We start from the raw sequence: 15343 nt of genomic DNA on the forward strand, positions 1-15343 counted from the left end.
TCCTCAGGTCAACTTGATCTGCACGTCAACGCCAGCGGCCAGTTCGAGCTTCATCAGCGCGTCCACGGTCTTGTCGTTGGGATCAATGATGTCGAGCACGCGCTTGTGCGTGCGGGTCTCGTACTGGTCGCGCGCGTCCTTGTCGACGTGCGGGGAGACGAGAATGGTGTAGCGCTCGATCTTGGTCGGCAGCGGGATCGGGCCGCACACTTGTGCGCCGGTCCGCTTTGCCGTCTCGACGATCTCGCTGGCCGAGCGGTCGATCAGACGATGATCGAAAGCCTTCAGCCGAATCCGGATCTTTTGGTCCGCCATGACGGTGTTCCTGTAGGTCTAAAGAGCGACGGGCCCGGCCTCTTGTGTACCGGACCCCATGAATGCGGCAGCAGGCATGCCCTTGCCGCGCGAATCCCTTCAAAACACTAAGGCGGCCCGGTTTCCCGGCCCGCCCCAGACACAAACAAACGCGCAGAAACCCCTCCGTCAACCACCGGAGGATCCACGCGACCTGTCCTTAGTCTGGCGAATACGAGGCGCTTCCTGCCCCTCATTTCGCTGGTTGCGGAACGGGTGCGATGCACGCATTCCACAGTGGTCGCGCATTCTGTCAGGATTTCCGGGCCATTGCAAGCCCTGCCCCTCGACAAAAGCGGACGCTTCAGCTGCCGGCCATCCCGCGGGAGTCCCGGCAAGCGGAAGGGCGGCCCGAGGACCGCCCTTCCCTGCACTTCGCCCCTGCAGACAGGGGTTGGCGCGGCTGCTTACTTGGTGATCTTGGAGACGACGCCGGCGCCGACGGTACGGCCGCCTTCGCGGATCGCGAAACGCAGGCCTTCGTCCATCGCCACCGGGTTGATCAGGGTGACCGCCATCTTCACGTTGTCGCCCGGCATCACCATCTCCACGCCTTCCGGCAGCTGCACCGCACCGGTGATGTCGGTGGTGCGGAAGTAGAACTGCGGACGGTAGCCCTTGAAGAACGGGGTGTGACGGCCGCCTTCGTCCTTCGACAGCACGTACACCTCGGCGTCGAACTCCGTGTGCGGGGTGATCGAACCCGGCTTGGCCAGCACCTGGCCGCGCTCCACTTCGTCACGCTTGGTGCCGCGCAGCAGCAGGCCGGCATTATCGCCCGCCTGGCCCTGGTCCAGCAGCTTGCGGAACATTTCCACGCCGGTCACGGTGGTCTTGGCGGTCGGACGGATACCGACGATCTCGATTTCGTCGCCCACCTTGATGATGCCGCGCTCGATGCGGCCGGTCACCACGGTGCCGCGGCCCGAGATCGAGAACACGTCTTCCACCGGCATCAGGAACGGCTTGTCGATGTCGCGCTCCGGGGTCGGGATCCAGCTGTCCAGCGCATCGACCAGCTTCAGGATCGCCGGCACGCCGATCTCGCTCTGGTCGCCTTCCAGCGCCAGGCGGGCCGAGCCCGAGATGATCGGGGTGTCGTCGCCCGGGAAGTCATACTTGCTCAGCAGCTCGCGCACTTCCATCTCGACCAGCTCGAGCAGCTCGGCGTCGTCCACCATGTCGGCCTTGTTCAGGAACACGACGATGTACGGCACGCCGACCTGGCGCGACAGCAGGATGTGCTCGCGGGTCTGCGGCATCGGGCCGTCAGCGGCCGAGCACACCAGGATCGCGCCGTCCATCTGCGCGGCGCCGGTGATCATGTTCTTCACGTAGTCGGCGTGCCCCGGGCAGTCGACGTGCGCGTAGTGGCGGGTGTCGGATTCGTACTCGACGTGCGCGGTCGAGATCGTGATGCCACGTGCCTTTTCTTCCGGCGCGGCGTCGATCGAGGAGTAGTCCTTGAACTCGCCACCGAAGCGCTCGGCGCCGATCTTGGTCAGCGCGGCGGTCAGCGTGGTCTTGCCGTGGTCGACGTGACCGATGGTGCCGACGTTGACGTGCGGCTTGGTGCGTTCGAACTTGCCCTTGGACATGGTTGTTTGCTCCGTGATTCGTGATTGGTTATGTGTGACTGGTGGGGCGAACCCCGTGCTCCTTTCGGATCACGGGGCCCGGTCACCCGTTCACGGCACTCAGGCCTTCTTGATGACGGTTTCGGCGATGTTGCTCGGCGCCGGCTCGTAGTGGTCGAATTCCATCGTGAAGGTCGCGCGACCCTGGGTCTGCGAACGCAGCGCGGTAGCGTAACCGAACATTTCGCCCAGCGGGATCATCGCATTGATGATGCTGGCCGAGCCGTCACCGGTGGTGCCCGAACCCTGCAGCACGCCACGGCGGCGGCTCACGTCGCCCATCACGTCGCCCTGGTAGTCCTCCGGGGTGACGATCTCGACCTTCATGATCGGCTCCAGCAGCACCGGCTTGGCCTTGGCGAAGCCCTGCTTGAACGCCATCGACGAGGCGAGCTTGAACGCCATTTCCGACGAGTCGACGTCGTGGTACGAGCCGAACACCAGCTTGACCTTAACGTCCACCACCGGGAAGCCGGCCAGCGGGCCGCTGGTGATGGTTTCGCGCAGGCCCTTCTCCACGGAAGGAATGAATTCCTTCGGGATCACGCCACCGGTGATTTCGTTCAGGAACAGGAAATCGTCCTTGATCAGCGGAGCGATCTTCGGATCGGCACGGTCCTCGGCGGTGATCGGCGACAGCTCGATCACGACGTGGCCGTACTGGCCCTTGCCGCCGGACTGCTTGGCATGCTTGTAGTCCGACTTGACGTCAGCGGCCTGGATGGTTTCGCGGTAAGCGACCTGCGGCTTGCCGACGTTGGCCTCGACGTTGAACTCGCGCTTGAGGCGGTCGACGATGATGTCCAGGTGCAGCTCGCCCATGCCGGAGATGATGGTCTGGCCGGATTCCTCGTCGGTCTTGACGCGGAACGACGGGTCTTCCTGGGCCAGACGGCCCAGCGCCAGGCCCATCTTTTCCTGGTCCGACTTGGTCTTCGGCTCGACCGCCATCGAGATCACCGGCTCCGGGAAGGTCATGCGCTCGAGCACGATCGGCGAATCGATCGAGCACAGCGTGTCACCGGTGGTGGTGTCCTTCAGGCCCACGGCAGCAGCGATGTCACCGGCCAGGACTTCCTTGATTTCCTCGCGGTTGTTCGAGTGCATCTGCAGGATGCGGCCGATGCGCTCCTTCTTGTTCTTCACCGAGTTCAGCACGGTGTCGCCACCGTTCAGCACGCCGGAATAGACGCGGAAGAAGGTCAGCGCGCCGACGAACGGGTCGGTGATGATCTTGAACGCCAGCGACGAGAACGGGGCCTTGTCGTCCGACTTGCGGGTCATCTCGATGGTGTCGTCGTCGACGTCCGTGCCCTTCACGTCCGGCACGTCCACCGGCGACGGCAGCAACTGGATCACGCCGTCGAGCATGGCCTGCACGCCCTTGTTCTTGAACGCCGAGCCGCAGAACATCGGCACGATCTCGGTGGCCAGGGTACGGACACGCAGCGCCTCGATGATTTCAGCCTCGGCCAGCTCTTCGCCGCCCAGGTACTTTTCCATCAGCTCTTCGTTGGCTTCGGCCGCAGTCTCGATCATGAAGGTGCGGGCTTCTTCAGCCGTTTCCACCAGATCGGCCGGAATGTCGCCGTATTCGAACTTCATGCCTTGCGAGGCTTCATCCCAGTGGATGGCCTTCATCTTCAGCAGGTCGACGACGCCCTTGAAGCCTTCCTCGGCGCCGATCGGCACCTGCATCGGCACCGGCACGGCGCCCAGCTTGGCCTTCAGCTGGTCACGGACCTTGAAGAAGTTGGCGCCGGTGCGGTCCATCTTGTTGACGAACGCGATGCGCGGCACGTGGTACTTGTTGGCCTGGCGCCACACGGTCTCCGACTGCGGCTGCACGCCGCCGACGGCGCACAGCACGAACACCGCGCCGTCGAGCACGCGCAGCGAGCGCTCCACTTCGATGGTGAAGTCGACGTGCCCGGGGGTGTCGATGATGTTGAAGCGATGCTCCGGCATCGACTTGTCCATGCCCTTCCAGAACGCGGTGGTGGCAGCGGACTGGATCGTGATGCCACGCTCCTGCTCCTGCTCCATCCAGTCCATGGTGGCGGCGCCATCGTGCACCTCACCCAGCTTGTGGCTCTTGCCGGTGTAGAACAGGATGCGCTCGGACGTGGTGGTCTTGCCGGCATCGATGTGGGCCATGATGCCGAAGTTGCGGTAACGCTCGATGGGAGTGGTGCGGGCCACGGGGAGCCTCTCAATTTTCGGATTTCGGAATGGCCGAATGCCGCCTTGCGGCGGCCTTCGGGTTGACGCGGCGATTCTGTCGCCGCGAAGTGACGCCCTCGGGCGTCACCGGGCCTGTCTCACAAGGCCGTCAAACTCACCAGCGGTAGTGCGCGAACGCCTTGTTCGCTTCCGCCATGCGGTGGGTTTCTTCACGCTTCTTGATGGCGCCGCCACGGTTCTCGGAGGCATCCAGCAGTTCGGCGGCCAGCTTGCGCGGCATGCTGTTCTCGCCGCGCTTGCGCGCCGACTCGATCAGCCAGCGCATGGCCAGCGCCATCTTGCGCGAGGCGCGCACTTCGACCGGCACCTGGTAGGTGGCACCGCCGACGCGACGCGACTTCACCTCGACCGACGGGGCGACGTTGTCCAGCGCCTTCTGCACCAGCTCGACGGCATCCGGATTCTTTTCGCCGATGACGTCCATCGCGCCGTAGACGATCTTCTCGGCCACGGACTTCTTGCCGCTCTGCATCACCATGTTGATGAAGCGGGCGATGGTTTCGCTCCCGTGCTTCGGATCGGGCAGGACGGAACGCTGCGGAGTATTACCCTTACGCGACATAGTGCTCTCCCCTTAGGCCTTCGGACGCTTGGCGCCGTACTTGGAACGGGCCTGGCGGCGCTTGGCGACGCCGGCGGCGTCGAGCGAGCCACGGACGGTGTGGTAACGCACACCCGGCAGGTCCTTGACGCGACCGCCGCGGATCAGGACCACGGAGTGCTCCTGCAGGTTGTGGCCTTCACCGCCGATGTAGGAAATCACTTCTTCCTGGTTGGTCAGGCGGACCTTGGCAACCTTGCGAAGCGCCGAGTTCGGCTTCTTCGGAGTGGTGGTGTAGACACGGGTGCAGACGCCACGGCGCTGCGGGCACTTGTCGAGCGCCGGCGAGGCACTCTTGTAGGTGGTCGCTTGCCGCGGCTTGCGGACCAGCTGGTTGATCGTCGCCATCAGTAGGTTCTTCTGATTGGGGCCGCGAAAAACGGCCAGATGCGGAAAATGGAAAGCAGGCCCGAAATTCAGGCCTGCCGAGACAGACGATTGTAGCAACCCCTCCGGAACGCAGTCAAACGCACTCCTTCCGGGCCAGCCCTTATCCGGGACCGTTACAGGGGGGCCTCCATGTACCCCGTTCAGGTTTGGACGGCCGGCCCGCGGACGGGCCGGCAATCCTTCAAAGCGCCCGGCCCCGGAGGGCCGGACCTACCTCACTCTTCGCCGCCCGCCGCCTGTCCGGCTTTGGTCGACGCAACCTCCGGTTCGACCACCGCGGCCGTACCGGCCAGGGTCTCGATCTCCGACTCGGTCAGGCCGGAGGCGCCGCGACGGCGCTTGGTGTGGTACGCAAGGCCGGTACCCGCCGGGATCAGGCGGCCGACGATCACGTTTTCCTTCAGGCCGCGCAGGTTGTCGGCGGTGCCGCGCACGGCGGCCTCGGTCAACACGCGGGTGGTCTCCTGGAACGACGCGGCCGAGATGAACGATTCGGTCGCCAGCGAGGCCTTGGTGATGCCCAGCAGCACCGGCTCGAAACGGGCCGGCAGTTCGTTGCGGGACACCAGCTTGGCGTTTTCCTCGATCACGCGCTGGCGCTCGGCCTGCTCGCCGTTGAGGAACTTGCTGCCGCCCTGGTCGGTGATCTCGACCTTGCGCAGCATCTGGCGGGAAATCACCTCGATGTGCTTGTCGTTGATCTTCACGCCCTGCAGGCGGTACACGTCCTGGATTTCCTTGACCAGGTAGCGCGCCAGTTCCTCCACGCCCTTCAGGCGCAGGATGTCCTGCGGGCTCGGCTCGCCGTCCACCACGGTTTCGCCGCGGGTCACGTGCTCGCCTTCGAACACGATGATCTGGCGGTACTTCGGGATCAGCTCCTCGTGCTCGGAACCGTCGGTGTCCTTGATGATCAGGCGCTGCTTGCCCTTGGTGTCCTTGCCGAAGCTGATGATGCCCGAACGCTCGGCCAGGATCGCCGGATCCTTCGGCTTGCGCGCCTCGAACAGGTCGGCCACGCGCGGCAGACCGCCGGTGATGTCGCGGGTCTTGGACGCTTCCTGCGGGATCTTGGCGACCACGTCGCCCACGCCCACCGGGGCGCCGTCCTGCAGGTTGACGATCGAGCGCGGCGGCAGCAGGTACTGCGCCGGCAGGTCGGTGCCCGGGATGGTCAGGTCGTTGCCCTTGCCGTCGACGATGCGCACCAGCGGGCGCAGGTCCTTGGCCTGCGAGCCGCGGCGCTTCGGATCGGTGATCTCGCGCGAGGCCAGGCCGGTCAGTTCGTCGGTCTTCTCGATGACGGTGACGCCGTCGACGAAGTCGATGAAGCGCACGAAACCGGCCACTTCCGACACGATCGGGTGGTTGTGCGGGTCCCAGTTGGCCACGGTCTGGCCGGCCTTGACCTCGGCGCCGTCCTTGACGTTGATGGTCGCGCCGTAGGTCAGCTTGTAGCGCTCGCGCTCGCGGCCGTGGGCGTCGAGCACCGACACCTCGCCCGAACGCGACACCGCCACCAGCGAGCCGTTGGCGTGCTCGACCGACTTGAGGTTGGTGAACTTGACCGAACCGGTGGTCTTGACCGTGATGTTGTCCACCGCCGCCGCACGCGAGGCCGCACCACCGATGTGGAAGGTACGCATGGTCAGCTGGGTGCCGGGCTCGCCGATCGACTGCGCGGCGATGACGCCGACCGCTTCGCCGATGTTGACGATGTGGCCGCGGGCCAGGTCGCGGCCGTAGCAGTGCGAGCACACGCCGAAGGACGATTCGCAGGTGATGGTCGAACGGACCTTGATGGTCTGCACGCCCGCTTCTTCCAGCTTGTTCACCCACTGCTCGTCGAGCAGCGTGTTGCGGGTGACGATCGGGTCCTCGTCGTTGCCCGGCAGGAACACGTCCTCGGCCACGACGCGGCCCAGCACGCGGTCCTTCAACGGCTCGACCACGTCGCCGCCTTCCACGATCGGGGTCATGGTCAGGCCTTCGGTGGTGCCGCAATCGACCTCGGTGATCACCACGTCCTGCGCGACGTCCACCAGACGACGGGTCAGGTAGCCCGAGTTCGCGGTCTTCAGCGCGGTATCGGCCAGGCCCTTGCGCGCGCCGTGGGTGGAGTTGAAGTACTCCTGCACGTTCAGGCCTTCGCGGAAGTTCGCCTTGATCGGCGTCTCGATGATCGAGCCGTCCGGGCGCGCCATCAGGCCGCGCATGCCGGCCAGCTGGCGGATCTGCGCCTGCGAACCACGCGCGCCGGAGTCGGCCATGATGTACAGCGAGTTCATCGACTTCTGGTCGACGGTCTTGCCTTCGGCGTCCTCGACCTTCTCGGTGCCGATGGTTTCCATCATCGCCTTGGCGATGCGCTCGTTGGTGCGCGACCAGATGTCGACCACCTTGTTGTAGCGCTCGCCGGCGGTGACCAGGCCGCTCTGGTACTGCTCCTGGATTTCCAGCACTTCCTGCTCGGCTTCGCCGAGGATGCCCTTCTTCTCGGCCGGGATCAGCATGTCGTCGATGCCGATCGACACGCCGGCGCGGGTGGCGTAGGCGTAGCCGGTGTACATCAGCTTGTCGGCGAACACCACGGTGTCTTTCAGGCCGAGCAGGCGGTAGCTCTGGTTGATCAGGCGCGAGATGTTCTTCTTGGTCATCTCGGTGTTGCACAGCTCGAACGGCAGGCCTTCCGGCATGATCTCGCTGAGCAGCGCACGGCCGACCGTGGTGTCCACGATCGAGCTCTTGCTGACCTTGTTGCCGGCTTCGTCGCGCTCGACCTGGACGATGCGCACCTTGACCTTGGCGTGCAGCTCGACCACGCGGTTGTCGTAGGCGCGCTTCACCTCGTCGGTGTTGGCGAACACCATGCCCTCGCCCTTCTTGTTGATCAGGGCGCGGCTGAGGTAGTACAGGCCCAGCACCACGTCCTGCGACGGCACGATGATCGGCTCGCCGTTGGCCGGCGACAGGATGTTGTTGGTGGACATCATCAGCGCGCGCGCTTCCAGCTGCGCTTCCAGCGACAGCGGCACGTGCACGGCCATCTGGTCACCGTCGAAGTCGGCGTTGAACGCGGTGCAGACCAGTGGGTGCAGCTGGATCGCCTTGCCTTCGATCAGCAGCGGCTCGAACGCCTGGATGCCCAAACGGTGCAGGGTCGGCGCACGGTTCAGCAGCACCGGATGCTCGCGGATGACTTCTTCCAGGATGTCCCAGACCTCGCCTTCCTCGCGCTCGACCAGCTTCTTGGCGGCCTTGATGGTGGTGGCCAGGCCGCGGCGCTGCAGCTTGGCGAACACGAACGGCTTGAACAGCTCCAGCGCCATCTTCTTCGGCAGGCCGCACTGGTGCAGCTTCAGGTACGGGCCGACGGTGATCACCGAGCGGCCGGAGTAGTCCACGCGCTTGCCGAGCAGGTTCTGGCGGAAGCGGCCCTGCTTGCCCTTGATCATGTCGGCCAGCGACTTCAACGGGCGCTTGTTGGTGCCGGTGATGGCGCGGCCGCGGCGGCCGTTGTCCAGCAGGGCGTCAACCGATTCCTGCAGCATGCGCTTTTCGTTGCGCACGATGATGTCCGGGGCGTTGAGCTCCAGCAGGCGGCGCAGGCGGTTGTTGCGGTTGATGACGCGGCGATACAGGTCGTTCAGGTCGGAGGTCGCGAAGCGGCCGCCGTCCAGCGGCACCAGCGGGCGCAGGTCCGGCGGCAGCACCGGCAGCACGGTCATCACCATCCACTCCGGGCGGTTGCCGGATTCGAGGAAGGCTTCGACCAGCTTGATGCGCTTGGTCAGGCGCTTGAGCTTGGTTTCCGAACCGGTGGCGGCGATTTCTTCCTTCAGCCGTACCATCTCGGCCTGCAGGTCGATGGTGCGCAGCAGCTCGTACACGGCCTCGGCACCCATCGCGGCGTCGAAGTCGTCGCCGTGCTCCTGGCGCGCCTGCAGGTACTGTTCCTCGGTCAGCAGCTGGCGGCGCTCCAGGCTGGTCAGGCCCGGCTCGGTCACCACGTAGGCTTCGAAGTACAGCACGCGCTCGATGTCGCGCAGGGTCATGTCCAGCATCAGGCCGATGCGCGAGGGCAGCGACTTCAGGAACCAGATATGCGCGACCGGCGAGGCCAGGTCGATGTGGCCCATGCGCTCGCGGCGCACCTTGGCCAGGGTCACTTCGGTGCCGCACTTCTCGCAGACCACGCCGCGGTGCTTCATGCGCTTGTACTTGCCGCACAGGCACTCGTAGTCCTTGACCGGGCCGAAGATGGCGGCGCAGAACAGGCCGTCGCGCTCGGGCTTGAAGGTACGGTAGTTGATGGTTTCCGGCTTCTTCACTTCGCCGAAGGACCACGAACGGATCAGGTCCGGCGAGGCCAGCGCGATCTTGATCGCGTCGAAGTCCAGCGTCTGGCGCTGCTGGTTGAAGAGGTTGAGCAGGTCTTTCATGGTGTTCTCCGAAAGGAGGAAATCTTGGTCGATGGGCTGTCGGTCACTGCTGGCGGCGCCGCCGCATCACTGCGGCGGCGCCTGCGCGGTCAGTTGTCTTCCAGTTCCATGTTGATGGCCAGGGAGCGGATTTCCTTCACCAGCACGTTGAAGGACTCCGGCATGCCCGCGACCATCTCGTGCTCGCCGTCGACGATGTTCTTGTACATCTGGTTGCGGCCCTGCACGTCGTCGGACTTCACCGTCAGCATTTCCTGCAGGGTGTAGGCCGCGCCGTAGGCTTCCAGCGCCCAGACTTCCATTTCACCGAAGCGCTGGCCACCGAACTGCGCCTTGCCGCCCAGCGGCTGCTGGGTGACGAGCGAGTACGGGCCGGTCGAACGGGCGTGCATCTTGTCGTCGACCAGGTGGTTCAGCTTCAGGTAGTGCATGTAGCCCACCGTCGTCTTGCGGTCGAACGCCTCGCCGGTGCGGCCGTCGTACAGCTGCATCTGGGTCTTGCTGGCGTTGAAGCCGAGCTGCTCGGTGTCGCTGTCGCCGTCCGGGTAGGCCAGGTTCAGCATCTCGCGGATCTCGTCCTCGTGCGCACCGTCGAACACCGGGGTGGCCATCGGCACGCCGTCGGTCAGGTTCTTCGCCAGCGCGATCAGCTCTTCATCGCTGAACTGCGACAGATCCACGCGCTCGCCGGCCAGCTTGCTGTCGTGGTTGTAGATCTTGCCGAGGAACCCGCGCAGTTCGCTGACCGCACGCTGCTGCTCCAGCATCTTCTGGATGCGCTTGCCCAGGCCCTTGGCGGCCCAGCCCAGGTGCACTTCGAGGATCTGGCCGATGTTCATGCGGCTCGGCACGCCCAGCGGGTTCAGGCAGATGTCGACCGAAGTACCGTCGGCCATGTACGGCATGTCCTCGACCGGCACCACGTTGGACACCACGCCCTTGTTGCCGTGGCGGCCGGCCATCTTGTCGCCCGGCTGGATGCGGCGCTTCACCGCCAGAAACACCTTGACCATCTTCAGCACGCCCGGGGCGAGGTCGTCGCCCTGGGTGATCTTGCCGCGCTTGTCGGCGAAGCGACGCTCGAACTCCTGCTCGTGGGCCTGGATCTGCATCTGCGCGCGCTCGATCGCCTCGGCGGCGTCTTCGTCCTTCATGCGCAAGGCGAACCAGTCGGCCTTCTTCAGGCCATCGAGGAACGCGTCGCTGATGACGTCGCCCTTCTTCAGGCCGGCGCCGCCGTTGGCGACCTTGCCGACGATCTGCGAGCGCAGGCGCGCGTAGATGGCGCCTTCCAGGATGCGGAACTGGTCGTCGAAGTCCTTCTTGACGCGCTTGATCTCGTTTTCCTCGATCTGGCGCGCGCGCTTGTCCTTCTCGATGCCGTCGCGGGTGAAGACCTGCACGTCGATGACGGTGCCGTCCATGCCCGGCGGCACGCGCAGCGAGCTGTCCTTAACGTCCGAAGCCTTCTCGCCGAAGATCGCGCGCAGCAGCTTCTCTTCCGGGGTCAGCTGGCTCTCGCCCTTCGGCGTGACCTTGCCGACCATGATGTCGCCGGCGCGCACTTCGGCGCCGATGTACACCACGCCGCTCTCGTCCAGGCGGTTCAGTGCCTGCTCGGAGACGTTGGGGATGTCGGCGGAGATTTCCTCCGGCCCCAGCTTGGTGTCGCGCGCGACGCAGGTCAGCTCCTCGATGTGGATCGTGGTGTAGCGATCCTCTTCCACCACGCGCTCGGAGAGCAGGATGGAGTCCTCGAAGTTGTAGCCGTTCCACGGCATGAACGCGATCAGCATGTTCTGGCCCAGCGCCAGTTCACCGATGTCGGTGGACGGGCCGTCGGCCAGCACGTCGCCACGCGCGATCACGTCGCCCACCTTCACCAGCGGACGCTGGTTGATGCAGGTGTTCTGGTTCGAGCGGGTGTACTTGATCAGGTTGTAGATGTCGACGCCGGCGTCGGCGGCATCGGTGATCTCGTCCTCGTTGGCCTTGACCACGATGCGGCCGGCGTCGATCTGCACGATCTGGCCGCCGCGGCGGGCGTTCACGGTCACGCCCGAGTCACGCGCCACGGCGCGCTCGATGCCGGTACCTACCAGCGGCTTCTGCGCACGCAGGGTCGGCACCGCCTGGCGCTGCATGTTCGCGCCCATCAACGCACGGTTGGCGTCGTCGTGCTCCAGGAACGGCACCAGCGCCGCGGCGACCGACACGGTCTGCATCGGCGAGACGTCCATGAAGTGCACTTCCGCCGGCGGCTTGAGCAGCGACTCGCCCTGGAAGCGGCACGGCACGAACTGCTCGGTGAGCATGTTCTTGCCGTCGGTCAGGGCGTTGGCCTGGGCGATGACGTACTCGTTCTCCTCGATCGCCGACAGGTACTCGACGTCGTCGGTGACCTTGCCGTCCACGACCTTGCGGTACGGGGTCTCGAGGAAGCCGTACTTGTTGGTGCGGGCGAACACCGCCAGCGAGTTGATCAAGCCGATGTTCGGGCCTTCCGGGGTTTCGATGGTGCAGACGCGGCCGTAGTGGGTCGGGTGCACGTCGCGCACTTCGAAGCCGGCGCGCTCGCGGGTCAGGCCGCCCGGGCCGAGGGCCGAGACGCGGCGCTTGTGGGTCACTTCCGACAGCGGGTTGTTCTGGTCCATGAACTGCGACAGCTGCGAGGAGCCGAAGAACTCCTTGATCGCGGCGGCCACCGGCTTGGCGTTGATCAGCTCCTGCGGGGTCAGGCCCTCGGATTCGGCCATCGACAGGCGCTCCTTGACCGCGCGCTCGACGCGGACCAGGCCGACGCGGAACACGTTCTCGGCCATTTCGCCGACCGAACGCACGCGGCGGTTGCCGAGGTGGTCGATGTCGTCGACCACGCCACGGCCGTTGCGGATCTCGGTCAGCACCTTGATCACGTCGAGGATGTCCGAACCTTCGCCATGCGCGGCGACCAGGCGCTTGGACTCCTCGTCGTTGCGCTCGCCGAAGTACTTGTTGTCGTACAGCACGGCCTCGCCGGTGACTTCCTTGCGGCCGACACGGCGGTTGAACTTCATGCGGCCGACCGTGGACAGGTCGTAGCGCTCGAAGGTGAAGAACAGGTTGTGGAACAGGTTCTGCGCGGCGTCCTTGGTCGGCGGCTCGCCCGGGCGCATCATCCGGTAGATCTCGACCAGCGCTTCGAGCTGGGTCTTGGTCGGGTCGATGCGCAGGGTGTTGGACAGGTACGGGCCGCGGTCCAGGTCGTTCACCCACAGGGTGCCGACCGCATCGACGCCGGCCTTGCGGAAGGCCTGCAGCTGCTCGTCGGTGATCTCGTCGTTGGCCTGGGCCAGCAGTTCGCCGGTGTTGGCGTCGACCACGTCGTGCGACAGGATGCGGCCGACCAGGTAGTCGTCCGGCACCGCCAGCGCGGCAATGCCCGAGGCCTGCAGCTGCTTGACGTGGCGCGCGGTGATGCGCTTGCCGGCTTCCACGATGACCTTGTCGCCGTCGGCCAGGTCGAAGCCCAGGGTCTCGCCGCGCAGGCGCTCGGCGACCAGCTCCAGCTGCACGCCCTCGCCTTCCGGCAGGATGTGGAAGGTGTTGATCTCGAAGAACTCGGCCAGCATCTCCTCGTTGCTGTAGCCGAGCGCGCGCAGCAGGATCGACACCGGCAGCTTGCGGCGGCGGTCGATGCGGGTGAACAGCGCGTCCTTCGGGTCGAACTCGAAGTCCAGCCACGAGCCGCGGTAGGGGATGATGCGGGCGCTGTACAGCAGCTTGCCCGAGCTGTGGGTCTTGCCGCGGTCGTGGTCGAAGAACACGCCCGGCGAACGGTGCAGCTGCGAGACGATGACGCGCTCGGTACCGTTGACGATGAAGGTGCCGTTGTCGGTCATCAGCGGGATCTCGCCGAGGTAGACCTCCTGCTCCTTCACGTACTTGATCGCCTTGGTCGACGACTCGCGGTCGTAGATGACCAGGCGCACGGTCACGCGCAGCGGCGCGCCGTAGCTCATGCCGCGCTGGCGGCACTCACGCTCGTCGAACACCGGGTCGCCCAGCTTGTAGCCCACGTATTCCAGCGCGGCGTTGCCGCTGTAGCTGGAGATCGGGAACACCGACTTCAGCGCGGCGTGCAGGCCGTGGTCGGCGCGCTTGGCCGGGTCGACGTTTTCCTGCAGGAATTCACGGTACGAATCGACCTGAATGGCGAGCAGGAACGGCACCTCGAGGATCGAGCTCTGCTTGCCGAAATCCTTGCGGATGCGCTTTTTCTCGGTGTACGAATACGACGTCATGGGACTTTCCACCTTGTTGTGCAGGCCGTGCGTCCACGACCCGGAAGGGAACTTTCAAATTGTCAGTTGGAAGTCGCTGGTATTGCCGGCACCAGCACGCCTTCTCCCGCTACTTCCAACTGCCAACTCGCCTGGAATGCGGAGCTGGACTTGACCGGTACCCCCGCGCGAAGCGCCGGCACCGGGTTGCAACCTCCGCAAACCCGCTTGCGGTTTGAAACGACCAAAGGCCGGGGGCTTACGCCCCCAGCCTTGGCTGCATCGCCGTGATTCGATGGCGACGCAAGGGAACTGCTTACTTCAGCTCGACGGTCGCGCCGGCGGCTTCCAGATCCTTCTTGAACTTCTCGGCGTCTTCCTTCGAAGCGCCTTCCTTCACGACGCCACCGGCCTCGGCCAGGTCCTTCGCTTCCTTCAGGCCCAGGCCGGTGATGGCGCGAACGGCCTTGATGACCTCGACCTTCTTGGCGCCGGCATCCTTCAGGATGACGTTGAACTCGGTCTGCTCTTCGGCAGCGGCGGCCGGGCCGGCGGCGGCGGCCACGGCAACCGGGGCGGCGGCGGAAACGCCGAACTTGTCTTCGATGGCCTTGACCAGCTCCATCACTTCCATCAGGGACTTCTCGGCGATGGCGTCGACGATCTGCTCGTTGGTAAGGGACATTTTGATTACCTTTGGAAAATATTCTGGGATTCAGGTTCCGTCAGGAACCACGTGAACGTCGACTCAGGCGGTTTCGGCAGCCGGCTCGGCGGCTTCGACGGCCGCACCACCTTCCTGCTTCTCACCGACAGCCTTGACGGCGCGCGCGAACATGGTGACCGGCTCGGTCAGGACGCGGGCCAGCATGGCCAGGGCCTGATCACGGGTCGGCAGCGATGCCAGCACGTCGACGTGGCTGGCCGGGAACACTTCCCCGCCGATCGCCACGACCTTCGCCTTCAGCTTGTCGTTGCCCTTGGCAGCTTCCTTGATCAGGCGACCGGCGGCGCCGGGCTCCTCGAGCGAGAACGCATACAGCAGCGGACCGACCATCTGGTCCTTTGCGACTGCGAAATCGGTGCCTTCAACGGCGCGCGAGGCCAGCGTGTTCTTGACAACCTTCAAGAAAACACCGGTTTCGCGGGCCTGCTTGCGCATCGCGGTCATCTGGGCGACCGTGGTGCCAGCGTATTCGGCTGCGATCAAGGAGTGGGCCTTGGCGGCGACGTCTGCCAGCTCGGCGACTACTTCTTGCTTCTGGGACAGATTGAGAGCCATTGCACTCCTCCAATTGAACTCCGCTTACGGCTCCTGCCGTGTGCGGTCCTGTGCGGCATCCGTCCTGGACGCCGGGAGCATCGGGGTGACGCTCCGGTGGTGGCCATTCCAGACCTGGAGTGTGCCGGCCC

General features: G+C 65.2%; 9 protein-coding genes. All 9 read right to left on the bottom strand.

Going from position 1 to position 15343, the window contains the following annotated elements:
• Nucleotides 1-3: 3 nt before the first annotated feature.
• On the bottom strand, nucleotides 4-315 hold the full coding sequence (rpsJ, locus tag MIC98_RS15015) for a 30S ribosomal protein S10 (protein ID WP_057639413.1): 312 nt from the start codon (nucleotides 313-315) through the stop codon (nucleotides 4-6).
• A 446-nt stretch (nucleotides 316-761) separates the two neighbouring features.
• Nucleotides 762-1952 carry an elongation factor Tu gene (tuf, locus tag MIC98_RS15020; protein ID WP_239737692.1) on the bottom strand — a complete coding sequence of 397 codons (1191 nt, stop codon included), beginning with the start codon at nucleotides 1950-1952 and terminating at the stop codon, nucleotides 762-764.
• A 99-nt stretch (nucleotides 1953-2051) separates the two neighbouring features.
• Nucleotides 2052-4193 carry an elongation factor G gene (gene fusA / locus MIC98_RS15025; protein WP_057639227.1) on the bottom strand — a complete coding sequence of 714 codons (2142 nt, stop codon included), beginning with the start codon at nucleotides 4191-4193 and terminating at the stop codon, nucleotides 2052-2054.
• A gap of 136 nt (nucleotides 4194-4329) precedes the next feature.
• Entirely contained in the window at nucleotides 4330-4797 is a 468-nt protein-coding gene (gene rpsG / locus MIC98_RS15030) for a 30S ribosomal protein S7 (protein ID WP_057639228.1), read from the bottom strand.
• Nucleotides 4798-4809: 12 nt separating this feature from the next.
• Nucleotides 4810-5184, bottom strand: coding sequence for a 30S ribosomal protein S12 (gene rpsL, locus MIC98_RS15035; protein ID WP_004145320.1), 375 nt, complete (start codon nucleotides 5182-5184; stop codon nucleotides 4810-4812).
• A 257-nt stretch (nucleotides 5185-5441) separates the two neighbouring features.
• Nucleotides 5442-9668 carry a DNA-directed RNA polymerase subunit beta' gene (gene rpoC / locus MIC98_RS15040; RefSeq protein WP_239737693.1) on the bottom strand — a complete coding sequence of 1409 codons (4227 nt, stop codon included), beginning with the start codon at nucleotides 9666-9668 and terminating at the stop codon, nucleotides 5442-5444.
• 89 nt (nucleotides 9669-9757) lie between these two features.
• A complete protein-coding gene (rpoB, locus tag MIC98_RS15045) occupies nucleotides 9758-13951 on the bottom strand; it encodes a DNA-directed RNA polymerase subunit beta (RefSeq protein WP_057639230.1) in 4194 nt (1397 codons plus the stop codon).
• A 295-nt stretch (nucleotides 13952-14246) separates the two neighbouring features.
• A complete protein-coding gene (gene rplL, locus MIC98_RS15050) occupies nucleotides 14247-14615 on the bottom strand; it encodes a 50S ribosomal protein L7/L12 (protein ID WP_057639231.1) in 369 nt (122 codons plus the stop codon).
• A gap of 63 nt (nucleotides 14616-14678) precedes the next feature.
• Entirely contained in the window at nucleotides 14679-15212 is a 534-nt protein-coding gene (gene rplJ, locus MIC98_RS15055; protein ID WP_057639232.1) for a 50S ribosomal protein L10, read from the bottom strand.
• Nucleotides 15213-15343: the final 131 nt, after the last annotated feature.

This window comes from Stenotrophomonas sp. NLF4-10 (assembly GCF_022359915.1).
Classification (GTDB): Bacteria; Pseudomonadota; Gammaproteobacteria; order Xanthomonadales; family Xanthomonadaceae; genus Stenotrophomonas; species Stenotrophomonas daejeonensis.